At 71.7% G+C, this 23,253-nt stretch carries 23 protein-coding genes; 15 read left to right on the top strand and 8 right to left on the bottom strand.

The genetic code is table 11. The features are described 5' to 3' along the window. Window positions 1-2: 2 nt before the first annotated feature. Both dnaK and K1X13_RS03465 read right to left on the bottom strand, forming a co-directional pair. Window positions 3-1,895, bottom strand: coding sequence for a molecular chaperone DnaK (gene dnaK / locus K1X13_RS03460; RefSeq protein ID WP_221023622.1), 1,893 nt, complete (start codon window positions 1,893-1,895; stop codon window positions 3-5). Window positions 1,896-1,998: 103 nt separating this feature from the next. Further along, entirely contained in the window at window positions 1,999-2,874 is an 876-nt protein-coding gene (locus K1X13_RS03465; protein WP_221023623.1) for an MEDS domain-containing protein, read from the bottom strand. Between the two features lie 864 nt (window positions 2,875-3,738). Here K1X13_RS03465 and K1X13_RS03470 point away from each other — a divergent pair. After that, window positions 3,739-4,143, top strand: coding sequence for a VOC family protein (locus K1X13_RS03470; protein ID WP_308249369.1), 405 nt, complete (start codon window positions 3,739-3,741; stop codon window positions 4,141-4,143). Between the two features lie 273 nt (window positions 4,144-4,416). Continuing rightward, window positions 4,417-4,719 (top strand): DUF309 domain-containing protein, encoded by a 303-nt coding sequence (locus K1X13_RS03475; protein ID WP_225914506.1) that lies wholly within the window; start codon window positions 4,417-4,419, stop codon window positions 4,717-4,719. 41 nt (window positions 4,720-4,760) lie between these two features. On the opposite strand, the gene K1X13_RS03480 is transcribed toward K1X13_RS03475, so the two are convergent. Continuing rightward, window positions 4,761-6,257, bottom strand: a complete 1,497-nt coding sequence (locus tag K1X13_RS03480) for an FAD-dependent monooxygenase (protein WP_221023625.1) — start codon at window positions 6,255-6,257, stop codon at window positions 4,761-4,763. 200 nt (window positions 6,258-6,457) lie between these two features. Here K1X13_RS03480 and K1X13_RS03485 point away from each other — a divergent pair, with 200 nt between their 5' ends. Continuing rightward, a complete protein-coding gene (locus K1X13_RS03485; RefSeq protein ID WP_221023626.1) occupies window positions 6,458-6,748 on the top strand; it encodes a YiaA/YiaB family inner membrane protein in 291 nt (96 codons plus the stop codon). 29 nt (window positions 6,749-6,777) lie between these two features. Here K1X13_RS03485 and K1X13_RS03490 read toward each other — a convergent pair whose 3' ends face one another. Next, window positions 6,778-6,939 carry a hypothetical protein gene (locus K1X13_RS03490; protein WP_221023627.1) on the bottom strand — a complete coding sequence of 54 codons (162 nt, stop codon included), beginning with the start codon at window positions 6,937-6,939 and terminating at the stop codon, window positions 6,778-6,780. 18 nt (window positions 6,940-6,957) lie between these two features. On the opposite strand from K1X13_RS03490, the gene K1X13_RS03495 reads away from it, so the two are divergent. Next, on the top strand, window positions 6,958-7,605 hold the full coding sequence (locus tag K1X13_RS03495) for a hypothetical protein (protein ID WP_221023628.1): 648 nt from the start codon (window positions 6,958-6,960) through the stop codon (window positions 7,603-7,605). Window positions 7,606-7,616: 11 nt separating this feature from the next. Here the strand turns inward: K1X13_RS03495 and K1X13_RS03500 are convergent, their stop codons facing one another. The 3 genes from K1X13_RS03500 to K1X13_RS03510 form a co-directional block, all read right to left on the bottom strand. Then, window positions 7,617-9,035 (bottom strand): FAD-dependent monooxygenase, encoded by a 1,419-nt coding sequence (locus K1X13_RS03500; protein ID WP_225914507.1) that lies wholly within the window; start codon window positions 9,033-9,035, stop codon window positions 7,617-7,619. A gap of 154 nt (window positions 9,036-9,189) precedes the next feature. Then, window positions 9,190-10,362, bottom strand: coding sequence for a 4-hydroxybenzoate 3-monooxygenase (locus K1X13_RS03505; RefSeq protein WP_225914508.1), 1,173 nt, complete (start codon window positions 10,360-10,362; stop codon window positions 9,190-9,192). A gap of 36 nt (window positions 10,363-10,398) precedes the next feature. Further along, window positions 10,399-11,175, bottom strand: coding sequence for an IclR family transcriptional regulator (locus K1X13_RS03510; protein ID WP_221023630.1), 777 nt, complete (start codon window positions 11,173-11,175; stop codon window positions 10,399-10,401). 69 nt (window positions 11,176-11,244) lie between these two features. Here K1X13_RS03510 and pcaH point away from each other — a divergent pair, with 69 nt between their 5' ends. From pcaH to aroQ, 8 genes are read left to right on the top strand one after another with little or no spacing between them, the layout of a single operon-like run. Then, window positions 11,245-12,066, top strand: a complete 822-nt coding sequence (gene pcaH / locus K1X13_RS03515) for a protocatechuate 3,4-dioxygenase subunit beta (protein WP_308249370.1) — start codon at window positions 11,245-11,247, stop codon at window positions 12,064-12,066. Beyond that, window positions 12,063-12,632: a protocatechuate 3,4-dioxygenase subunit alpha gene (gene pcaG, locus K1X13_RS03520; protein ID WP_308249371.1), complete on the top strand. Its 570-nt coding sequence runs from the start codon at window positions 12,063-12,065 to the stop codon at window positions 12,630-12,632. Before pcaH ends, pcaG begins: the two co-directional genes overlap by 4 nt. Beyond that, the gene (locus K1X13_RS03525) at window positions 12,629-13,879 is read left to right on the top strand and encodes a lyase family protein (RefSeq protein WP_221023631.1); all 1,251 of its coding nucleotides are present in this window, start codon (window positions 12,629-12,631) and stop codon (window positions 13,877-13,879) included. Before pcaG ends, K1X13_RS03525 begins: the two co-directional genes overlap by 4 nt. Then, a complete protein-coding gene (pcaDC, locus tag K1X13_RS19885) occupies window positions 13,876-15,069 on the top strand; it encodes a bifunctional 3-oxoadipate enol-lactonase/4-carboxymuconolactone decarboxylase PcaDC (RefSeq protein ID WP_308249372.1) in 1,194 nt (397 codons plus the stop codon). The genes K1X13_RS03525 and pcaDC overlap by 4 nt, the downstream gene beginning before the upstream one ends. Then, window positions 15,069-16,262 carry a thiolase family protein gene (locus K1X13_RS03535; RefSeq protein ID WP_221023632.1) on the top strand — a complete coding sequence of 398 codons (1,194 nt, stop codon included), beginning with the start codon at window positions 15,069-15,071 and terminating at the stop codon, window positions 16,260-16,262. The genes pcaDC and K1X13_RS03535 overlap by 1 nt, the downstream gene beginning before the upstream one ends. 11 nt (window positions 16,263-16,273) lie before the next feature. Beyond that, a complete protein-coding gene (locus tag K1X13_RS03540) occupies window positions 16,274-16,957 on the top strand; it encodes a 3-oxoacid CoA-transferase subunit A (protein ID WP_221023633.1) in 684 nt (227 codons plus the stop codon). After that, a complete protein-coding gene (locus tag K1X13_RS03545; protein ID WP_221023634.1) occupies window positions 16,954-17,613 on the top strand; it encodes a 3-oxoacid CoA-transferase subunit B in 660 nt (219 codons plus the stop codon). The genes K1X13_RS03540 and K1X13_RS03545 overlap by 4 nt, the downstream gene beginning before the upstream one ends. Beyond that, on the top strand, window positions 17,610-18,062 hold the full coding sequence (gene aroQ / locus K1X13_RS03550) for a type II 3-dehydroquinate dehydratase (protein WP_308249373.1): 453 nt from the start codon (window positions 17,610-17,612) through the stop codon (window positions 18,060-18,062). The genes K1X13_RS03545 and aroQ overlap by 4 nt, the downstream gene beginning before the upstream one ends. Here aroQ and K1X13_RS03555 read toward each other — a convergent pair. Beyond that, window positions 18,059-19,861, bottom strand: a complete 1,803-nt coding sequence (locus K1X13_RS03555; protein ID WP_221023635.1) for a bifunctional sugar phosphate isomerase/epimerase/4-hydroxyphenylpyruvate dioxygenase family protein — start codon at window positions 19,859-19,861, stop codon at window positions 18,059-18,061. The genes aroQ and K1X13_RS03555 overlap by 4 nt on opposite strands. 84 nt (window positions 19,862-19,945) lie before the next feature. On the opposite strand from K1X13_RS03555, the gene K1X13_RS03560 reads away from it, so the two are divergent. The 3 genes from K1X13_RS03560 (at window position 19,946) to K1X13_RS03570 (ending at window position 22,993) form a co-directional block, all read left to right on the top strand. Next, a complete protein-coding gene (locus K1X13_RS03560; protein ID WP_221023636.1) occupies window positions 19,946-20,587 on the top strand; it encodes a TetR/AcrR family transcriptional regulator in 642 nt (213 codons plus the stop codon). Between the two features lie 117 nt (window positions 20,588-20,704). Beyond that, a complete protein-coding gene (locus tag K1X13_RS03565) occupies window positions 20,705-21,568 on the top strand; it encodes a shikimate dehydrogenase (RefSeq protein WP_221023637.1) in 864 nt (287 codons plus the stop codon). A 93-nt stretch (window positions 21,569-21,661) separates the two neighbouring features. After that, the gene (locus K1X13_RS03570; protein ID WP_221023638.1) at window positions 21,662-22,993 is read left to right on the top strand and encodes an MFS transporter; all 1,332 of its coding nucleotides are present in this window, start codon (window positions 21,662-21,664) and stop codon (window positions 22,991-22,993) included. Window positions 22,994-23,253: the final 260 nt, after the last annotated feature.

The raw sequence follows: 23,253 nt of genomic DNA on the forward strand, positions 1-23,253 counted from the left end.
CGTCAGTGAGCGGTGAAATCGGCGTCGATGACGTCCTCGTCATCACTGTCAGTCGTCTCATCGGAGGCGCTGGCCGGCCCGGCCGAAGATCCGCCGCCGGGCCGGGTGGCGGTGCTCAGCGCCTGGCTCATCTGGTGGAGCTCCCCGGTCAGAGCGCGGAGGCGGTCGACGGGTTCGTCGCCCTCGACGGCCTGCCGGGCCTCCTCGACCAGCATCTCGGCGCGGGCGCGGTCGTGCTGGGGCACCGATGCACCGGCTTCTTCGAGGCCCTTGCGAACCTGGTAGGCCACGGAGTCGAGCTCGTTGCGAGCATCGACCCGTTCGCGCAGGGCGGCGTCCTCGCCGCGGTGAGTCTCGGCGTCCTTGATCATCCGGTCGACTTCCTCCTGGCTGAGCGTGGAGGTCTCGCTGATGGTCACCTGCTGCTCGGCACCGGTGTCCTTGTCGCGCGCCGAGACGTGCAGGATGCCGTTGGCGTCGATGTCGAAGGTGACCTCGATCTGGGGCACCCCGCGGGGCGCGGGACGGATCTTCTCCAGCCGGAACCGGGCCAGCACGCGGTTGTCGGCCGCTCTCTCCCGCTCGCCCTGGAGGACGACGACGTCGACGGCGGACTGGTTGTCCTCGGCGGTGCTGAAGATCTCGGTTCGCCGGGCCGGGATGGTGGTGTTGCGGTCGATGACCTTGGTCATCACCCCGCCCATGGTCTCGAGCCCCAGCGACAGGGGCGTGACGTCGAGGAGCAGCACGTCCTTGACGTCGCCCTTGATGATCGCCGCCTGGACGGCCGCGCCAATGGCGACGACCTCGTCCGGGTTGACGGTCATGTTGGGGTCCTTGCCCCCGGTCAGGCGGCGTACCAAGGCTTGCACGGCCGGGATCCGCGTCGAGCCGCCCACGAGGATGACCTCGTCGATGTCGTCGGCGGTGACCTTGGCGTCCTCCATGGCCTGCTTGACCGGGCCGAGGCAGCGCTCGACGAGGTCGGCGGTGAGCTGCTCGAACGTCGACCTCATCAGGTTGACGTTGAGGTGCTTGGGCCCGGAGGCGTCAGCGGTGACGAAGGGGAGGTTGACGGCGGTCTGGGTGACCGCCGAGAGCTCCACCTTGGCCTTCTCGGCAGCCTCGAACAGACGCTGCAGGGCCTGGGAGTCGTCACGGAGGTCGATGCCGTTGGCCTTCTTGAAGTCGTCGGCCAGGTAGTCGACGATGCGGCGGTCGAAGTCGTCGCCGCCCAGATGTGTGTCCCCGGCCGTCGACCGGACCTCGACCACGCCCTCTCCGACGGTCAGGATGCTCACGTCGAACGTGCCGCCGCCGAGGTCGAAGACCAGCACGGTCTCGTTCTCGAGCTTGTCCATCCCGTAGGCGAGGGCTGCTGCCGTCGGCTCGTTGATGATCCGGAGAACTTCGAGCCCAGCGATCTTGCCTGCGTCCTTGGTGGCCTGTCGCTGCGCGTCGCTGAAGTGCGCCGGGACGGTGATGACCGCCTCGGTGACCCGCTCGCCGAGGAACTTCCCGGCGTCGTCGACCAGCTTCCGAAGCACCTGCGCCGAGATCTCCTCGGGCGCGTAAGGCTTGCCGTTGACCTGGAAGCGCGCCGCGCCGTCGGGACCGGAGACCACGTCGAACGAGACGGTTGTCAGCTCGCTGCTGATCTCGTCGTACATGCGGCCGATGAAGCGCTTCGCGGAATAGATCGTCCCCTTCGGGTTCAGGATCGCCTGGCGTCGGGCCATCTGGCCGACCAGTCGCTCGCCATTCTCCAGGAAGGCGACCACCGACGGCGTCGTCCGGTTGCCCTCCGCGTTGGGGATCACCTGCGGCTGGCCACCTTCCATGGCCGCGATCACCGAGTTCGTCGTTCCCAGGTCGATGCCGACTGCCCTGCCCATGACCGCTCCATTCGCCGGAAGCACTTGTCACGCCATGCTCTCGGGCGCGCAGGTCACCTGCATCCCGTGAACGGGTGCACCTGACGGGCCGGAGCGCCTCGGGCTAGCCCACGTGGACGCGGTGCTGCATAGCCAGCACGGTCAGCTCGACTCGGGAGTGGATGTCGAGCTTGAGGTAGACGTGCTTGAGATGGGCGTCCACCGTGTGGCGGGAGAGGTGGAGCTCCTCCGCGATACTGCGGTTGGTCATCCCCCCAGCTACCCGGGAAACGACGCGCCGCTCGGCGTCGGTGAGCGACGCCCACCCGCGGTCCGTTCCCTCCTCGCCGTCCGCACCTACCTTGACCATGGGATACCGGGTTCCGGCGGTGGCACTGGCGGCGGGCGGGTACTCCGTCGGGTGCAAGTAGTGGGGGTTGTCGATCACCGTGCGGTCCAGCAGAACCGTGGGGTGGGTGCGGAGCACCTCGACGAGCATCTCGGCCCCGAACTTCTGCAGGTCGTAGAGGCACATGAGGATGGCGGGCATCTGTTCGACGGCGTGGTTGAGGGCCGTCTCATAGAGGAACAGGTCCTCCCAGCCCGGGGGCCCAGGCAGCACCCACGACATCTCACCGGCGGCCCGGAGAAGGTCGAAGTCGTCTGCGATCGCAGCGTCCGCGCTCTCGAAGAGGAAGCTCATCATTTCTGCGATGCTGAACTCCCCCGAGCGGAGGTAGGTATCCGACGCCCGTTCGACGTCAAGCTGTGCCGATCGTTGGGAGTACTCCCGGCCGGGCTGTCCCACGGCGAGATCCCGGACCAGCGCCGGCTCCACATCGTCGATCAGGCATAGGCACTTGTCGCCGTGCCTCAGCCCCTCCTCGAGGAATGGGAACAAGAGCCGGTCGCGCTCGGCCGGGCCCGAGTAGAGCGCGCAGAAGTGCGTTCCTGGGCTGACAACTCCGACCCCGGGGATCCCGAGGCTCAGACCGTTCATAGTGGACCCCGTTCACCGAATCCGAGATTCCAGATTCGACACTACGCGCATGCGGCACAGGTAGCCTCCATGCGCCCAGTTGGCTTCCGCCAGGTGGACAGGACCGAACGGAGGGTGCTCGCAAGCGGGCGCTCGAACGCCCCCACGTGCATAGGGGCCTGATCGTGGGGGTCGCACTCTTTGCCCATCTCACCGGAGTGCGGCGGCTGATCTTCTCAACGGCTGTCGCGTTCGGTGCGGCGACCGACGATTTGGGTTCGTCCGTGTGATCCGCTCAAGTTGGGGCCAGCTACTGCCTCTCGCCACGGGGCTATCGTGGAGTCTAAGATTCGGCGATCCAGGTGCCTGGCCGCCATTGCCTCACGCCTTCCCTGCACCTCGCCGTCCGTCTGGTCGCAGGCGCGCACCTGGCTTCCGAGCGAGGCACCACCAGGAGGCCCCGGCGAGACGGGAGTCAGCATGTCCATTCCCAGCCAGATGAGCCTGGCCGCGTTCATCGCTTCTGAGCCGGTCTTCACTTCACCTCAGCGGCGCGCCCATAGTGCGCCCGGCGTTGACCGAGCTATCAAACTCGCTGCCCTGTGGCTCTGAGGCTCTGAGGCTCTGACCTTGGGAGTAAACCGCGTGTGGCCCCAGCGGCCCAGCACCTCTAGATTCGAGTGTTTGCGCAGGTCAGCCGGGTGTGACATCAGAACTACGACATCTGATCGGCGGGACCTGATGGTCCCCTGATGGTCGACGGAGACGGCGGCTGACCTGCACAGCACTGTGCAGTGTCAGCCGCCGTTTTCGTTGCCGCAGGCCGGACCGTGCCGCACACCGAGGCGACCACGCGCGTGCGTCCGTCGCGGTAGCGTCGCCTTCGTGGAAGAGAACCCGCAGACGGAGGATCGCGGCGATCGCTGGTCTCGCTCGGACTGGTGGGGCGTGGTGCTGGACGCGCCGGACGTCGGCGTGCTCGCGCACTTCTACTCCGAGCTACGCGGATGGCCCATCTGGAAGCAGGATTCGGAGGGCGCGGCGCTGGACCTCGGCGAGGGCGTGGCGTACCTCAGCATCCAGCGCAACCCCGACTACGTGCGCCCGGTGTGGCCGGGCGTCCCGGACCGCCAGCAGATGATGGTCCACCTCGACTTCGAGGTCACCGACCTCGAAGAGGCCGTGGCCCACGCGGTGGGACTGGGCGCAGAGTTGCCCGAGCACCAACCGCAGGACGACGTGCGGGTCCTCCTCGACCCCGCGGGGCACCCGTTCTGCCTGTACACCTAGCCGCGGCCCAGGGCGGCGATCGCTCGCCGATCGGCATCCAGCGCGCGGACAGCGGCCGTCGCGGAGGCTCAGCGGACCACCTCCTACCATGGGGCACATGACGTCGTCGGGAATGCCTCGGGGCCACTCGGGCCGGTGCCTGCCATGACCGGTGACCGGGACCGCGACTCCGCCGGTCGCCCACGCCAGGAGCGCCCTCGTGATGCTCTCGGTCGACCATTGCCCTATGGGGCCGCCGGCGTCGAGCCGGTCTCGGAGGAGCCACTGCCGCCGTTGGAGACCCTGGAATTCGCCCGGAGCCTGGTGCGGGAGGGGAGGCCCTTCTCCGCGCACGAGGTCCTGGAGGCCCGCTGGAAGGCCGGCCCGGACGAGGAACGCGACCTGTGGCAGGGTCTCGCGCAGATCTGCGTCGGACTCACGCACGCCGCCCGCGGCAACAGCACCGGAGCCCTCCGGCTCCTCGAGCGGGGTGCGGCCCGACTCGAGGAGTACGACGCCGGCGACGGCTCGGCGTACGGGCTCGACCTGAGGGCGGTCATCAGCTGCGCGCGCGAGCACGCGGACACGGAACGCTGAGACGCTCGTGTGGCCGGGTACCACCGGACCGCCATCCGCGGCTAGGCGGGCGGCCCGAACCAGCGAGTAAGCGCGTCCTCGAGCCCGACGTGGGTCCCGTCTCCCACCCACGCGACGTATCCGTCGGGCCGGATCAACACCGCAGCGGGAGCAGCGACGTTGCCGAGCGCCGGGAGCTCCCAGGTGCCGCCGAAGTCGGCATCGACCAGCTGGACCCGTTCCGCCCACGGCGTGATGTCGAGTCCACCGGGTTCGCCGAGGTTGAGCAGGACCGGCCGGGCCTGGTGAAGCAGGGTGAAGACCCGACGCGGCCCCTCCGCGGTGACCAGGTCGAGATCGGGCATGCGACGACCGAGCAGCGGGTGTCCCTCGCCGAGCTCGTAGTGGATGTCCAGGCCGGACATCATCGCGGCGTACCGCTTGCGCGGCTCGTCCATGCTCAACAGGTCGGACACGGTGTCGCGCAAGGCATCGAGGCGCGCGTCGCCCGGGCGGATGAGAGCGACTTGCGCCATCGTGTTGCGCAGCACGCGGGCAGCGACCGGGTGGCGTTCGTCGTGATAGGTGTCCAGAAGACTGTCCGGCGACACGCCCTTGACCACCTGGGCCAGCTTCCACCCCAGGTTCACCGCATCCTGCACGCCGGTGTTGAGTCCCTGCCCGCCCACTGGGGAGTGCACGTGTGCGGCGTCGCCGGCCAGCAGCACTCGGGCTTTCCGGTAGGCCGCGGCCTGACGGGTCAGGTCGGTGAACCGGGAGATCCAGATGGGACTGTGGATCCCGTAGTCGGTCCCATACACGCCGATGAGCGCCTCGCTCACATCGTGCAGGGTGGGCTCGCTCTTCGACCCGACGTGCTGCTCGGTCACCATGACCCTGACCGGCCCGTGGTCGGCGAAGATCACGTCGCCGTCGCGGATCTCGTACTCGACCCTGCCGAGGCCGTGGAGGCCGGCGGCGTCCTGGCGGGTGCCCAGCTCCGGCTCCTCGGCCATCTCGGCCTCGGCGATCAGGGCGCTGGTCGTCGGATCCCACCCGGGGAACTCGATGCCGGCCTCTTTGCGGACGAGGCTTCGCCCTCCGTCGCACCCGACGAGGTAGTCCGCCCGCAGCGACCGGCCGTCGGACAGCTCGACGTCGACGCCGGTGTCGTCCTGCGCGATCCCCATCGCCTCACGTTCGCGGTAGATGGTCACGGCCAGCTCGTCGACCCAGCCGGCCAGGATGCGCTCGATGTGGTTCTGCCACAGCCCGAGCCCGTAGGGATGCCGCGTAGGGAAGTCGCTGATGTCGAACGCGACCCGAGCGAAACCCGCGACCTGGGCCACCTTTCCCTCCGCGAGAAACCGATCGGCGATGCCACGCTGATCGAGGACCTCGATGGTTCGTGCGTGAAGACCGCCGGCGCGCGAGCCGGGGAGGTCCTGGCTGGCGCGCCGCTCGACGATGGCAGCGTCGACCCCCGCCAGCGCCAGCTCGCCGGCCAGCATCAGCCCCGTGGGCCCTCCGCCCACGATCAGTACGGCATGCTCGGTCACAGTCCAGCCCCTCCGACGTTCTGCCTTCGAGTCGGCGATTCTGCGGCATGAGGGGGGCCTTGCAGCAAGCCCCCCTCCGCGGGTTACCTTGGAAATGCGAGGAGCGGGCGGTGCCGCTCCTTTCTTGCAGGAAATGGGACACACCCAGTTGAGTACCTGCACGGATGTCGTCCGTCGCCGACACAGGCACAGTCGTCTCCATGAGCACACCAGGCACCTCCAAGACCACCACCGCCTTCTTCGCCCAGGCGGGCCTCTCCTTCGGCATCGCCCTCCTCTCGGTCGTCCTCGGCATCTGCTACCTGCCGGTCGACCCGTGGATGCGGGCGTTCCTCGCGGTCGGCACGCTGTTCCTCGTGACGTCGTCGTTCACGCTCGCCAAGTGCGTCCGCGACGCGCAGGAGACGTCCCTGCTGGCGACCCGGCTGGACCAGGCGCGGGTCGAGAAGATCCTCTCCGACCACGACCCGTACCACCCGCTGGCGAGCTGACCAGCCCGCCGTAGGCGCGCCCTCCCCCGTCAACGGGCGGCCGGTCCGGCCCGCTCGAGCCGCGCGTGGAGGCGGGCACGGATCTCCTCGGGGGGCAGCTGCGTCCGCTGCCGCTGCTCCCGGGCGATGATGGCACCCGTGGCGGCGACACCGGCCAGGCCGGCGAGACCGAGAACCTTCCAGAGCTTCATGAGGCAGGAGACCTTTCCGTGGCAGATGCGACATTGAGCCTCGCGGCGGCCGTCGACCTCACCCGGACCGGAGACCTGTGGCTGTTCCGGGGCCGCTCGGCTGCGGACCACGCTATCCGTGCCGTCACCAACGCGCCGGTCAACCACGTCGGCATGGCGGTGGTCCTCGACGACCTGCCGCCGCTGATGTGGCACGCCGAGCTCGGCAAGGGCCTGTTGGACGTGTGGACCGGCACCCACCACCGCGGGGTGCAGCTCCACGACCTCGCGTCCGCGGTGGAGCAGTGGTGCCACCGGTACGAGCAGCGGGCGTGGCTGCGGCAGCTGGAGACCCCGGTGACCGCGGAGATGGAGGACGCCCTGCTGCGGACCATCGCCCGGATGGACGGGACCCCGTTCCCGGCGACGGCCACGCTGGCCGGCCGCTGGTTGCGCGGCCGGCTACGACGTCCGGCCCCGGTGGAGTCGACCTACTGCGCCGAGGTCGTCGCCGGCACGTACCAGGCCATGGGACTGCTGGCGGGAGACCGGCCGACGAACTACTACGACCCCGGCAACTTCTGGTCCGGCGACGACCTCGAGCTGACCGCCGGCGCCCGGCTGGGGGCGGAGATCCGGGTCCGGGTGCCTGCCCCGGAGCGGCAGCTTCTCGCCTCGGCACAGTAGGCGCCGCCCGGTCAGCCGCGTCCCTGTCCCTCCGCTCCCACGAGTGCGTGCTCCTCCGCGCCGTGCCGGCGAGAGGCGGCGATACGGCGCAGGGCGTGCGGCGTGAACAGGGCACGGGTCGGCTCGTCGAAACCGGTGACCTTCAAGAAGCTCCACGCCATCTCCGCGTCGTGCTCGGCAGCCTCCAGATAGTGGTCGAGGTAGGCGTTCACCGCCCGGACCGGGAGCGGACGGGGGCCCGGGACCACCTCGGGTGGCATCGAGAGGTCGCCGCCCACCGCGGACTGCCAGGCGAGCCGGACCGGCTTGGCCGCCCGCTTGAAGAACCGGGTCGCCAGATCCCGGGTCCCGCCGCGGAGCGAGTCCCGTAGGGCAAGCGCCTCCAGGGCGGCGACTGTCATGCCCTGCCCGTAGACCGGGTTGAAGCTGCACACGGCGTCACCGGTCACGAGCAGCCCCTCGGGGAACCGGTCGAGCTTGTCGAAGCGCCGCCACAGGTTGGCCGGGAAGCGGTGGGCGCTGAGGTCGGTGACCATCACCGCCCCGCGGATCGCCGGGGCGAGGTCAGGTGGGGCGAGCCGGACAGCCATCTCCAGCCACGCGTCCGGATCGGTCGGGGGATGGTGCCCGGCGAACCCCTCCACGCTGACCACCCAGAGGTCGTCCTCCTGGCGGAGCGCCGCGACCCCGGTGGGGCGCTCCGGGTTCGCGCTGACCACGACCGCGTCCCGGCCACGCGTCAGGGCGCGGTCCATGCGGACCAGCCGGCTGACGTACACGAGGTCGATCGCCAGCTCCTCCTCCTTGGGCTCGTCGTACCCGTGCTGCCTGAGCCAGGCTCCCACCCGGCCGCTGCGACCCGTGGCCACCACGACGAGGTCTGCGCTCAGCCGCCGGGGCTCCCCGGGCGAGGAGCGCGGTACGACGGTCGCACCCACCACCCGGCCGCCCTCCCTGTCCCAGAGGAGGTCCACGACGTCGTGGCCGTCGAGCGTCGTCGTCCTCGACAGCCCCCTCACCCGCCTCAGCACGTGGCCCTCCAGGAAGGGCCGGGTCTGCAGGTGGGTGGGGTCCGACTCCGCGTCGTCCTGGCAGAGGAGATGGCCGCCGAACTCCAGGCTCATCCGGTTCAGGTTCGCCACGGTCACCCCGCCGGCGCGGGTCAGCTCCGCGAGGAGGCCGGGGAGGAGCTCGTCGATCGCCTTCGCCCCGCGGGACAGCAGCACGTGCACGTGTCTGCCCTGCGGGACGCCCCGCCGCGGTGCGGCGTCCGGCGGCAGCCGGTCGCGCTCGACCACGGTGACGTGGTCGAACACCTCGGCCAGCACGGCGGCGGCGAGGAGGCCTGCCATGCCGGCCCCCAGGACGACGGTCTCCCGGCCGGCGCGGGGAAGACCATCGGGACTGCGGCGTGTGTGCGGACCGAGCATGACGACAGCTCCGCGCGGGGGCGGTCGTCGCCGGCGCGAGGGCGCTGAGCACGCCCGGCGTCCCCCTGCCCGTCAGTCAACCACCGGACCCGACGCGGTCGCCTGACACCTCGAGGCTAGTCAGATCCGGGGAGAGCCGGGGCCGGCAGCGGGCTCAGCCGATCGGCAGCCCGGCGTAGTTCTCCGCGAGACCGGTCGCGCCCGCGCGGCTGCCCGCGACCCAGCGCAGCTGCGAGAGCTGGAGCTGTGTGTCGAACGGGTCGGGTCCGGCGTGCAGCATGGTGGTCATCCACCAGGAGAAGTGGGTGCAGCGCCAGACCCGGCGGAGGGCTCGGTCGGAGTAGGAGTCGGCGAGGGCAGGGTCCTTCTTGCGCAGGAGCGCGGCGAGGGCCGGCGCGAGCAGCGCGACGTCGGCCATGGCGAGGTTGAGTCCCTTCGCGCCGGTGGGCGGCACGATGTGCGCGGCGTCCCCGGCCAGGAAGAGCCGCCCGTACCGCATCGGCTCCATGACGAAGCTGCGCATCGGGAGCACGCTCCTGTCCGTGATGGGTCCCGGGTCGAGCTGCCACCCGTCCTGGCCGTGACCGAGACGCGTGGCGAGCGCCTCCCAGATCCGGTCGTCGGACCAGTCGGCGAGGTCGGTGCCCGGGGCGACCTGGAGGTAGAAACGGCTCACGTGCGCCGTGCGCATCGAGTGCAGCGCGAAGCCGTCCGGGTGCCACGCGTAGATCAGCTCGTCCGTGGAGGGCGCCACGTCGGCGAGGATGCCGAGCCAGGAGTGGGGGTAGCTCCGCTCCCAGGTGCGCCTGGCGGAGTCCGGTACCGCCGCCCGGCTGGGACCGAACGAGCCGTCGCAGCCCACGATCACGTCGGCGTCCACGCGCGAGTCGTTTCCCTCGGCGTCCCGGTAGGTCACGTACGGACGGTCGCTGCCCGGGTCGTGGACCTCGGTGTCGCTGACCTCGTAGTGGATCTCCTGCCCCGCGGCCTCGCGGGCCCGGCCGAGGTCCTTCTGCACCTCGCTCTGTCCGTAGAGCCAGACGCTGCGCCCGGCGAGATCGAGGAAGTCGAGGTGGTGCCGCTCGTGCGGCCACTGCAGGTAGATCCCGCGGTGCTCGCTTCCCTCACGGTGGAGCCGTTCCCCCAGACCCACCGCGTCGAACAGCTCGACGGTCGAGCTCTCGAGGATGCCGGCGCGGATCCGCGACTCGACGTACTCACGGGAGCGGGTCTCCAGCACGACGGACTCGACGCCGTCGTGGGCCAGCAGATGAGAGAGCAGGAGCCCCGACGGGCCGGCTCCGATGATGGCGACCTCGGTGCGCATGGGGGTCAGTCAAGGTGGGAGCGGCGGTGAACGCCATCACTCGCTTTCGTCCAGCGGAAGCGCCGACGCAAGGCTGCGGGTGATCCCCTGCGACGCGACCTGCAGGGCGGCGACCAACCGGCCGCGGTCCCGCTTGAGGCTCGGCACGACGATGCCGAGCGCGGCGACGACCGCGCGGTCCGGGGACCGCACCGGCACGGCGACCGAGCAGGCGCCGAGGCTCATCTCCTCACTCGTCTGCGCATAGCCCTCGGTGCGGACGCGCCGGAGCTCGGCCAGCAGCCGTCCCGGCTGCGTGAACGTGTACGGCGTCACCCGGGACAGGTCCGTCAGAACCGCCTCCCGGACCTCGTCCGGCGCGTAGGCCAGCAGCACCTTCCCGACTCCGGTGGCGTGCATCGGCAGCCGCGAGCCCACCTGGCTCACGACGGGGACGGAGGCGTGCCCGGCCAGGCGGTCGATGTAGAGCACCTCGGTCCCGTCCCGGACCGCCAGGTGGACCGTGGCCAGCGTGGCCGCGTAGATGTCGTGGAGGAACGGCGACGCGACCTGGCGCAGGTCGGTCTGCAGCGGCGCCAGCAGGCCGATGTCCCACAGCCGCCGACCCACGACGTACCTCCCCGACGGCCGCCGCGTGAGGGCGCCCCAGGCGACCAGCTCGCTCACCAGCCGGTGCGCCGTGGGGAGCGACAACCCGGCCCGGCGCGCGAGCTGGCTCAGGGTCAGACCGCGATGGTCGTCGTCGAAGGAGCCGAGCAGGGCCAGCACGCGGGACGTGACACTGGTGCCCGGACTGCTCGAGTTCCCGGCCATGCAGGCTCCTTCCACTCAGTGAAAGACCAGTGTCGCACCCTCCGGAGTTCCCGGCCTAGTGTCCGTCGGGTGACCACGACACCAACCCGCGACGCGCAGCCACCCGCCGACACCACGTCGTCGGATGCCGCGGCGTCGAGTCAGGCGGACGTCAGCGCGGAGATCGAGGCGATCGCCGAGAAGTACCAGCGAGACGCCACCGACCGGCCCGAGACCCAGCCGCGGCTCGACTACCCGCCTTACCGCAGCAGCATCCTGCGTCACCCGACCAAGGACCTGCACCACACCGACCCGGAGGCGATCGAGACCGTCGCACCGTGCTTCGGCCACCAGGACGTGGACGTCCTCGAGTCCGACCTGACGATCCAGCACGGCGGTGAGCCGATCGGCGAGCGGATGGTCGTGACCGGCCGGGTGCTCGACGGGGACGGCCGGCCGGTGGCGAACCAGCTCGTCGAGATCTGGCAGGCCAACGCCGCCGGCCGGTACATCCACAAGCGGGACCAGCACCACGCGCCGGTCGACCCCAACTTCACCGGCGTGGGTCGCGCTCTGACCGGACCGGACGGCAGCTACCGGTTCACCACGATCAAGCCGGGCCCGTACCCCTGGCGCAACCACGGCAACGCCTGGCGTCCGGCACACATCCACTTCTCGCTGTTCGGCACGGCGTTCACCCAGCGGATGATCACCCAGATGTACTTCCCGGGAGACCCGCTGTTCGCGCTGGACCCGATCTACCAGGCGATCGTCGACCAGCAGGCCCGGGACCGCCTCGTGGCGACCTACGATCACGAGGTGACCCAGCACGAGTGGAACACCGGCTACCGGTGGGACATCGTGCTCACGGGCTCGCACAGCACGCCGATGGAACGGGAGGACGACCAGTGACCACGTCCCCGCTGCCGCCCACCCCGGGCCAGACCATCGGCCCCTTCTACGGCTATGCGCTTCCGTACGACGACGGCCAGCACCTGGTCCCGCCGGGCCGGGCGGACGCCGTCCGGCTGATCGGCCGCGTGCTCGACGGCCGGGGCGCACCCGTCCCGGACGCGATGCTCGAGATCTGGCAGGCGGACGCCGCCGGCCGCATCGTCAGGGAGGCCGGCTCGCTGCACCGCGACGGCCACACCTTCACCGGATGGGGCCGTGCCGCGACCGACAACACCGGCCGGTACTCCTTCACCACGGTGCGCCCCGGCGCGAGCCGACACGGCCGCCTGCCGTTCATCGCGATGACGGTCTTCGCCCGCGGCCTGCTCAACCGGCTGTTCACCCGCGTCTACCTGCCCGCCCCCGAGTCCGCCCTGGCCGGGGAGCCGCTGCTGGCCTCCCTGCCGCCGGAGCGACGGGGGACGCTGGTCGCGGAGGACGACGGGTCGGCCCTGCACTTCGACGTCCACCTCCAGGGTGACCGGGAGACGGTGTTCCTCACGTACCCGGGGCACGCCCCGTGACGGACCTGTTCAGTCCCGGGGACGAGCGCGCCGGCGCCCTGATGAGCGACGAGGCGCTGCTCGACGCGCTGGTGGCCGTCGAGGAGGCATGGCTGCGCGTGCTCGCCAAGGCCGGTGTCGCGCCGGTCCGAGCAGATGCGCCGCTGGCCGGCCTCGTCTCCCCCGACGACGTCCCGGCGCTGGCCCGGGCGTCCGAGAGCGGCGGTAACCCCGTGATCCCGCTCGTCACCCTGCTCCGCGACCGGACCTCCGCCGACCCCGAGGTGGCCCGCTGGCTGCACCGCGGGCTGACCAGCCAGGACGTGCTCGACACGGCCCTCGTGCTCTGTCTGCGCGAGGTGGCCGGCACGGTGCTGCGGGACGTGCACGGCCAGGTCGGGACCCTGCGTGACCTGGCGCGGGCCCACCGCGGCACGGTGCAGGCCGGGCGCACCCTCACCCAGCACGCCGTGCCGACGGCGTTCGGCCTCACCGTGGCCTGCTGGCTGCACGCCGTCCTCGACGCCGCGACGGACCTGCGCGCGGCGGCCCGGGCCCTGCCGGTGCAGGCCGGGGGTGCCGCCGGCACGCTCGCAGCCTCCCTCGAGCTGGCCGCCCTCGCCGGACTCGAGCAGCCGGCCGCGGCCGCCCGAGCCCTGACCGCGGACCTCGCCGCCGAGCTCGGCCTGGCCGACTCGGCGCCCTGGCACACCCGCCGGCGCCCGCTGACCCGGGTCGGCGACGCGCTGGTGGCGTGCACCGACGCCTTCGGGAAGATCGCCGGCGACGTGCTCGTGCGGACCCGCCCGGAGATCGGCGAGCTGGCCGAGTCGGCCGCCGAGGGCCGCGGTGGCTCGTCGACCATGCCGCACAAGCAGAACCCGGTGCTGTCGGTGCTCGTCACCCGCGCCGCGCTGAGCGCTCCGCTCACCGCCGCGCAGCTGCACGTGGCGGCCGCGTCCGCCGTCGACGACCGGCCGGCCGGCGCCTGGCACGCCGAGTGGCCGGCCCTGCGTACGCTCGGCCGGCTCGCCGCGGTCGCCGCCTCGCAGACCACCGACCTGCTCGCCGGGCTGACCGTGGACACCGGCCGCATGCGTGCCCACGCCGAGGCAGCCGGCGCCGGCCTGCTGGCCGAGCAGGCGTCCCTGCGTGCCCTGCACGGCCGGGACGCGGGCACCGTGGTGGAGGACTACCTCGGTGCCGCCGACCTGTTGGTCGACGAGGCCGTAGCCCGTGCCGACGCCTTCCTGGAGGACCGACCGTGACCCACCCTGACCTCGCGCTGCACGACCTCGGCGGCACCGGGCCCCTGCTGGTGCTCGGCCCGTCGCTGGGCACCTCGGCCCGCACTCTCTGGGGCGCCTGCGCCGAGCGGCTGACCGACCGGTTCCACGTCGTCGCCTGGGACCTCCCCGGACACGGGGACAGCCCGACCGCCACCGGCTTCGACGTCGCCGACCTCGCCCGTGGCGTCCTGGCCGCGCTCGGCGGTGACGAGCGGTTCCACTACGCGGGCGACTCGGTCGGCGGCGCCGTGGGGCTGCAGCTGCTCCTCGACGCTCCGGAGCGCGTCGCCTCGGCGGTGCTGCTGTGCACGGGGCCGAGGATCGGCGACCCGGCCGGCTGGCACGACCGGGCGGCCGCCGTACGGTCCGGGGGCACCGCCGTCCTGCTCGACGCCACCCCTGGCCGCTGGTTCGGCCCCGGCTTCGCCGAGCGCGACGAGGCCCTGGCGAAGAGCCTGCTCGAGGACCTGGCCGCCACCGACGCCGAGGGGTACGCCGCGGTCTGCGAAGCGCTGGCGTCGTACGACGTGCGCCCCCACCTGCCCCGCGTGGCCGCCCCCGTGCTGGCGGTGGCCGGCGACCACGACGTCGTGACCCCGACGGGCGCGCTGCGGCACATCGCCGACGGGGTCCCGCACGGCAGGCTGGCCGTGCTCGCCGGCGTGGCCCACCTCGCCCCCGCCGAGGCTCCCGACGACGTGGCCGCGCTCATCGCCGGGCACGCCTCGTCGCCGCCCCGCGACACGACCACCACCGCCGCGGTGCGCGCCGAGGGGATGCGGGTCCGGCGGGAGGTCCTCGGGGACGCCCACGTGGACCGCGCGTCCGCGTCCGCCTCCGAGCTCACCGCGGACTTCCAGGAGCTGATCACGCAGTACGCCTGGGGCAGCATCTGGACCCGGCCCGGCCTGGACCGGCGCAGCCGCTCGATCATCGCGCTCACCGCCCTCGTCGCCCGCGGGCACCACGAGGAGCTCGCGATGCACGTCCGCGCCGCCCGCACCAACGGGCTGACCGACGACGAGATCAAGGAGCTCCTCCTGCAGACCGCCATCTACTGCGGCGTACCCGACGCCAACACGGCGTTCCGGATCGCCGCCCGGGCGCTGGCCGAGCCCGGCGGCGAACCGACACCGACCACCGCACACGAACCGACAAGCGAGAACTGATGCCCTCCTCCCCTGCCTTCGTCTACTCCGCCGTGCGCACCCCGTTCGGGCGGTACGCCGGCGCGCTGTCCGGCGTGCGGCCCGACGACCTCGCCGCCAGCGTGCTGACGGGGCTGCTGGCCAAGACCCCCGACCTGGACCCCGCCCGGATCGCCGACGTCGTCTACGGCAACGCCAACGGGGCCGGCGAGGACAACCGCAACGTGGCGCGGATGGCGGTGCTGCTGGCCGGCCTGCCGGTCACCGTGCCCGCGACGACGGTCAACCGGCTCTGCGGCTCCAGCCTGGACGCCGCGATGGCCGCCTCCCGGCTGGTGGAGACCGGCGACGCGGAGGTCGCGGTCGCCGGTGGCGTGGAGTCGATGAGCCGCGCGCCCTGGGTGCTGCCCAAGCCGCCCAAGGCCTTCCCGGCCGGCAACGAGACGCTCGTGTCGACCACCCTCGGCTGGCGGCTGGTCAACCCGCGGATGCCGCAGGAGTGGACGGTCTCGCTCGGCGAGGCCAACGAGCAGCTGCAGGAGAAGTTCGGCATCAGCCGGGAGCGCCAGGACGAGTTCGCCGTGCGCTCCCACCGCCTCGCCGACCAGGCCTGGAACGACGGGTTCTACGACGACCTCGTGGTCCCCGTGCCCGGCGTGGACCTCGACCGCGACGAGGGCATCAGGCCCGACGCCTCCGTGGAGACCCTGGCCGGCCTCAAACCCGTCTTCCGGGCCGACGGCACCATCACCGCGGGCAACGCCTCCCCCCTGAACGACGGGGCGTCTGCGGTGCTGGTCGGGAGCGAGCAGGCGGCGTCGCACATCGGACGCGCCCCTCTGGCCCGCATCGCCGGTCGTGGCGCGGCTGCTCTCGAGCCGCAGCTGTTCGGCTACGCGCCGGTCCAGGCCGCGGAGAAGGCACTCGCCGCAGCCGGCATCGGCTGGTCCGACGTCGGCGCGGTCGAGCTCAACGAGGCGTTCGCCGTGCAGTCCCTGGCCTGCCTCGACGCGTGGAAGGTCGACCCCGAGATCGTCAACACCCGTGGGGGCGCGATCGCCATCGGGCACCCGCTCGGGGCGTCGGGCGGCCGGATCCTCGGGACGCTGGCGGGCGTGCTGCGTGAGCGCGGGGAGCGCTGGGGCGTCGCCGCGATCTGCATCGGCGTCGGCCAGGGCCTCGCGGTCGTGCTCGAGAACGTCGACGCGGCCTGAGGACGGACGAGATGGTGGAGATCGCAACCGACACCGACGAGGCGGTCCGCGGGATCGCCGACGGCTCCACGGTCCTGATCGGCGGCTTCGGCCGTGCCGGTCTGCCGTTCGCGCTCATCGAAGCCGTACGGCGCAGCGGAGCACGTGACCTGACGGTCGTGAACAACAACGCCGGCAACGGCACGACCGGGCTGGCCGCCCTGCTCGCGTCCGGGCAGGTCCGCAAGGTGATCTGCTCGTTCCCGCGGCAGAAGGACTCCTTCGTCTTCGACGAGCTGTACCGCGCGGGCAAGGTGGAGCTCGAGGTCGTGCCCCAGGGCAACCTCGCCGAGCGCATCCGCGCCGCCGGCGCGGGCATCGGCGCCTTCTACACCCCGACGGCGGTCGGCACGCCGCTCGCGGAGGGCAAGGAGGTGCGCACGATCGACGGTCGCGACTACCTGCTGGAGTACCCGATCCGCGGCGACGTCGCGCTGGTCCGCGCCCACGCGGCCGACCCGATGGGCAACCTGGTCTACCGCAAGACCGGCCGCAACTTCGGGCCGATCATGGCCGGCGCGGCGAAGCTGACCGTCGTGGAGGTCACCGAGGTGGTCCCGCTCGGCGGGCTCGACCCCGAGACCGTCGTGACGCCCGGGATCTTCGTCGACCGGGTGGTCGCCACGACGCCGCACCCGCAGGAGGAGGACGCATGATCGAGCACACCGACCAGGGTCCCCTCGACCGTGACGGGATGGCCCGGCTCGTCGCCCGGGACATCCCGACGGGATCGTTCGTCAACCTGGGCATCGGGCAGCCCACGCGCGTCGCCGACTTCCTCGCCCCCGAGCAGCAGGTGGTGCTCCACACGGAGAACGGCATGCTCGGCATGGGTCCCGAGGCGCACGGCGACGCGATCGACCCGGACCTGATCAACGCCGGCAAGATCCCGGTCACCGAGCTGCCGGGGGCGTCGTACTTCCACCACGCCGACTCCTTCGCGATGATGCGCGGCGGCCATCTCGACGTCTGCGTGCTCGGCGCGTTCCAGGTGGCCGCGAACGGTGACCTGGCCAACTGGCACACCGGCGCACCGGACGCGATCCCGGCCGTCGGCGGTGCCATGGACCTGGCCACCGGCGCCAAGGACGTCTTCGTGATGATGACGCTGTTCGCGAAGGACGGCTCGGCCAAGCTGGTGAAGGAGTGCAGCTACCCGCTCACCGGCCTGGGCTGCGTCAGCCGCGTCTACACGGAGCAGGCGATCTTCCACCTGACCGCCGACGGGGTCGTCGTGGCGGAGACCTTCGGTACGACGCTCGAGGAGCTGGCCCAGCGTCTCGACGTCCCCCTGGCCGGGGCGCCGCAGTGACCGCGACCCGCACCGTCATGGTGCTCAACGGGCCCAACCTGAACCTCCTCGGGCGCCGGGACCCCGCGGTCTACGGCACCGCGACCCTCGCCGACGTCGAGGCGCTGTGCCGCGCCGAGGGCGAGAACCTCGGCCTGCGGGTCGACTGCCGGCAGAGCAACCACGAGGGCCTGCTGATCGACTGGATCCACGAGGCGTTCGGGGCCGGGGCCGCGATCGTGGGCAACTTCGGCGCCTACACCCACACCTCGATCGCGATCATGGACGCGCTCGCGGTGGTCACCGCGCCGGTGGTCGAGGTGCACATCTCCGACATCCACGCGCGGGAGGAGTTCCGCCACCGGTCGTACGTCGGGATGGTGGCGGACGCCGCGGTGATCGGGCAGGGCGTCGGCGGCTACGCCTCGGCGCTCCGCCGGGTCGTCGAACTGTGGGACCGGGCGGACTAGCGGGAGAGCTGGGCGGCGAGCCGGACCGGGGCGTTGGCGGCGCCGTACCCGTCGTAGCCACCGCGACGCTCCACGACCTCGAGGAAGACCCCTCCTGCCGTCGCGGTGTAGAAGTGCAGGAACTCGGCGTCGCCGTCCCGGTCGTAGAGCAGGTCCAGCTCCCGCAGGGTCGCCAGGAGGTCCGGCGCCAGGTCGAAGCGGGCGTCCAGGTCCTCGTAGTAGTTGTCGGGCACGGCCAGGGTCCTCAGGCCGCGGGCGCGCGCCTCCCTGGCCAGCGTCACGACGTCGCGGCAGGCGAACGCGATGTGCTGCGGCAGGCCGCCCTCGATCCCTGCGGGCAGGAGGTTCAGGGCCAGCCGGATCCTGCCGTCGCGCGACCGCATCACCTGGCTGGTCACCAGCCCGACGGGTCCCGCCACCTCGAGTGCCGCCTGAGCCTCCAGTCCCAGCACCGAGCTGTAGAACAGCACCGCCTCGTCGTAGTGCTGCCAGGGCTGGACGAGGTTGACATGGTCGACGTGGGTGACGAGCGGGTCCGGGTCGGGCGACGCCCCCTGCTCGAACTCGACCGTCCAGGTGGCGTCGGGCCCCTCGGGCACCTCGCCCAGGAAGATCTCGGTGCCGTCCGGGGCGGCGAACGCGGCCAGCTCCTGCTCCCCCGCGTAGGTCCGCCGGTGCACCTGGGGCGCGAGGAGGCGCGCCGCGCGGTCCGCGGACACGGCGGTCGAGGAGACCTCGTACCCGATCGCGGACAGCGTGGGCGGCATGTCCCGGGCCTGCTGCTCGTTGCAGACCACACGGGCGGAGCCCTGCGTCCAGAGCCGGACGGGCTTGCTGCGGTGCCGGCCCCGGAACGTGAAGCCGAGCTGGCGCAGCAGTACCTCCACCTCGCCGGCGTCCTCGGCCTTCACCTCGACGAAGTCGAGGCCGGCCGGCTCGTCCACGTCGGGCAGCCGGACGAGGTCGGGACCGGCCTCGCCGCCGAGCTGCCGTGCCGCCTGGTCCTCCAGCCACCGGAGCGAGCGCAGGGCCTGCCGCGCGGTGCGGTCGGGGTCGGTCTGCCGGAAGGTGTCGTTGAAGACCTCGAGGGAGAGCGGGCCGTCGTACCCGGTGCGGAGCACGTGCGCGAGGAACTCGGCGAGCGCGAAGCTGCCCTCCCCCGGGAACAGCCGGTGGTGCCGGCTCCAGGACAGCACGTCCATGCTCAGCGTCGGAGCGTCGGCGAGCTGGAGGAAGAACACCTTGTCGCCGGGGATCTGCTCGATCGCCTTCGGGTCGTGCCCCCGGGAGAGGATGTGGAAGCTGTCGAGGCAGACGCCGACGGCGGGATGGTCGGCCAGCTCCACGACCCGCCAGGCCCGGCGGTAGTCGTCGACGTACCGGCCCCAGGCGAGCGCCTCGAACGCGAGCCGGACGCCGTACCCGGCGGCCAGGTCGCCGAGCTCGCGCAGCTGGGCGGCCGACACGTGGTCGTCGTCCACGCTCGCGGTGCCGACGTTGCTGCACACGAGCATGGTGTCCATGCCGAGCCGCCGCATCAGGCGGAACTTCGCCTCGGCGCGGCGCACGTTGCCGGCGAACGTCGCGGGGTCCACCCCCTCGGCGTCCCGGAACGGCTGGAAGAGGTCCAGCGTGATGCCGAGGCGGTCCGCCAGGGCGCGGATCTCCTCGGGGCTCTGCGGCGCCGTGACGAGGTCCGGCTCGAACACCTCGATGCCGTCGAAGCCTGCGGCCGCACAGGCCTCCATCTTCTGGGTGAGGGTGCCACTGAGGCAGACGGTGGCGATCGACGTACGCATGCAGGCCTCCTGAGTAATGAACTAAACAGTACATACGTGGGAGCCGCCTGACCAGCCCTCCCCCTCGCCCACTAGGCTCTCGCCATGTCCGAGGCCACCGAGCACGAGCGCATCCGCGACGCCGACCGCACCCGCGCCGAGCTCCTCCAGGTGGCCACCGAGGTCTTCGCCGAGCAGGGCCTCTCCGGTGCCCGGGTCGACGAGATCGCCGAGCGGACCCGCACCACCAAGCGGATGATCTACTACTACTTCGGCGGCAAGGAGCAGCTCTACCGGGCCGTTCTCGAGGCCGCGTACCGCGGGATCCGCGAGGCGGAGCAGGGCATCCACGCCGGCGACCTCCCCCCGGTCGAGGCGGTACGCCGCATCGCCGAGCTGACCTTCGACCACCACCACGCCCACCCGGCGTTCATCCGGCTGGTGAGCATCGAGAACATCCACCGCGGGGTCCACCTGCGGCAGGTCGACTCGCTCCGCGACCTCAGCAACCCCGTCGCCACGCTCCTCGACGACGTCCTCACCCGCGGACGCGCCGACGGAACGTTCCGCGACGACGTGGACGCGATCGACGTACACATGCTGATCAGCTCCTACTGCGTCTTCCAGGTCGCCAACAACAGCACCTTCGGGTTCTTGTTCGGGCGCGACATGCGGGCCCCGGACGTGCGGGCCCGCCACCGCGAGATGCTCGGCGACATCGTGGTCGCCTGGCTCACCCAGCGCTGACGCGCGCCGAGAGCGCCGCACTCCCCCGACCGGATCCCGGTCTCGACCACCCCTTGACGCCCGCGCACCTCTGTGATGTGCTTCACGTACGTACCAGATAGTTCATTAGGAGCGAGCATGTCGGACGCCTACCTCGTGGGTCTCGTCGGCGCCGGAGTCACCCGGTCGTTCACCCCCGCGATGCACATGCGGGAGGCGGACGCGCACGGGCTGCGCTACCTCTACCGAGCGATCGACCTCAGCGCCCTCGGGATCTCCCCCACCGAGATCGGCGACCTTGTGCGCTCCGCCCGGATCCTCGGGTACGACGCGCTCAACATCACCCACCCGTGCAAGCAGCTGGTCATCGAGCACCTGGACCGCCTGGACGAGACCGCCGCCCGGCTGGGCGCCGTCAACACGGTGGTGTTCGAGGACGGCGCGGCGGTCGGCTACAACACCGACACCACCGGCTTCGCCTCCGCCGTACGCCACCACCTGCCCGGGGCCGCGGTCGGCGGCGTCGTGCAGCTGGGAGCGGGCGGCGCGGGCACGGCCGTCGCGGACGCCCTGCTCTCCCTCGGGACCGAGCACCTCGTGCTGGTCGACGTCGACGAGTCGCGCAGCACGAAGCTCGCCCGGGAGCTCGCGCAGCGCCACCCCGAGGCCAGGGTCGAGAGCGGCCACCCGGACAAGCTGCCGGTGCTGCTGCCCGCGGCCGACGGCCTGGTGCACTGCACCCCCACCGGGATGGCCGACCACCCCGGCCTCCCGCTGGACCCCGCGCTCCTCCACCCCGGGATGTGGGTCGCGGACATCGTCTACCGGCCGCTCGACACCGCACTGCTGCAGGCAGCACGGCACGCGGGCTGCCGCACCCTGCACGGAGGGCACATGGCGGTCTACCAGGCCGTCGACGCCTTCCGGCTGATCACAGGCGTCGACCCCGACGCCGACCGCATGCTCGCCCACCTCAGCGAGCTCGCCGCCGAGCGCGGCTGACCCTTGCACCACCCACCCACACAGAACCCGGCCTTTCGGCCACTCGACCGCTGGCGCCTGCCCGCGGGAGACTCGACCCGAGGAGGACCCCCGATGGAGGGACCGAGCACCACCGGCAAGACCCCGCACAGGGCAGCGGTCGCGAGCTTCATGGGCAGCGCCGTGGAGTACTACGACTTCTTCGTCTTCGGCTCCGCGGCCGCCCTGATCTTCCCGCATGTCTTCTTCCCCGACGACAACGCCTCCGCGCTGGTGATGTCGTTCGCGACCTTCGCGTTCGCCTACGTCGCCCGCCCCTTCGGCGCGGTCATCCTCGGCCACTTCGGCGACCGCGTCGGCCGCCAGCGCGTGCTGATGTTCACCCTGCTGCTGATGGGCTTCTCCACGTTCGTGATCGGCTGCCTGCCGTCGTACGACGCCATCGGCTGGGCGGCTCCGGCGCTCCTCGTCCTGTGCCGTCTGCTGCAGGGCCTCTCCGCCGCCGGCGAGCAGGCCGGCGCGAGCTCGCTGACGCTGGAGCACGCACCCGACGACCGCCGGTCGTTCTTCACCTCCTGGACGCTGACCGGGACCCAGGGCGGTCAGATCCTGGCGGCCCTGGTCTTCATCCCGGTCGTGGCGCTGCCGGACGACATCAAGTACACCATCGGCTGGCGGATCCCCTTCTGGCTCAGCGCCGTGGTGGTCGTCGTCGCCTACTTCATCCGCCGCAGCCTGCACGAGCCGCCGTCGTTCCAGGAGGCCAAGGAGAACGACCAGATCGCCCGCCTCCCCGTCGTCGTGCTGCTCCGCGAGCACTGGGCCGACGTGCTCCGCGTCATCTGCTGCGCCTTCATCGCGGCCGTCTCCACCGTGTTCGGCAACCTCGCCATCGCCTACGGCACCGAGGTCGGCGTGAACGAGTCGATCACCCTGTGGCTGGTCGTCGTCGCGAACATCGTGGCGCTGTTCACGCAGCCCATGTTCGGTCGCCTCGCCGACAGGATCGGACGCAAGCCGGTCTTCATCTACGGCGCGCTCTCCAGCGCCGCGCTCATGCCGTTCTACCTGCTGTCGATGAGCGCCGACAACGAGCTGCTGACTTTCGCCCTCGCGGTGCTCACGTTCTCCTTCGGGTACGCCGCCGCGAACGCCACCTGGCCGTCCTTCTACGGCGAGATGTTCAGCACCCAGGTGCGCTTCTCGGGCGTGGCGATCGGGACCCAGCTCGGCTTCCTGATGGCCGGCTTCGCCCCGACGATCGTCACCGCGCTGGGCGGCGTCCAGGAGGGCGGCTGGGTCGTCACCGCCGGCTTCACCGCGGTCATCGCCCTCATCGCCGCCGTCTCCGCGGCCACGGCCCGGGAGACCCGGGACGTGCCCACCTCGGAGCTCGGCCTCAAGCGGGGTGCCGCCGCGGAGGTGCGGGTGCCGACCTCCGTCTGACGCGGCGAGCGCCGGCTCGCGACACCGCCAGGGGCCCTCTTCCTCGGAAGAGGGCCCCTGCCTGCCCCCGGGTCTCCCGTGGTGCCCGACATCCTGGGGTGCTCCAGGCAATTCCTGGGGCCCGGATCGCAGGATCTCGCTTCCCCGAGGGTCTGGTTTTCCTATCGTTGACCCGGTCGACCTCGTTGAGGGGACGGCGGGGTGACTCCTTCCCTGCGGGAGGTTCCCCCCGCCGAGGTCGGCACCTACGTCGCGGGGGC

Origin of the sequence: Nocardioides jiangsuensis (assembly GCF_019679455.1) — a bacterium.
Lineage (GTDB): Bacteria > Actinomycetota > Actinomycetes > Propionibacteriales > Nocardioidaceae > Nocardioides_C > Nocardioides_C jiangsuensis.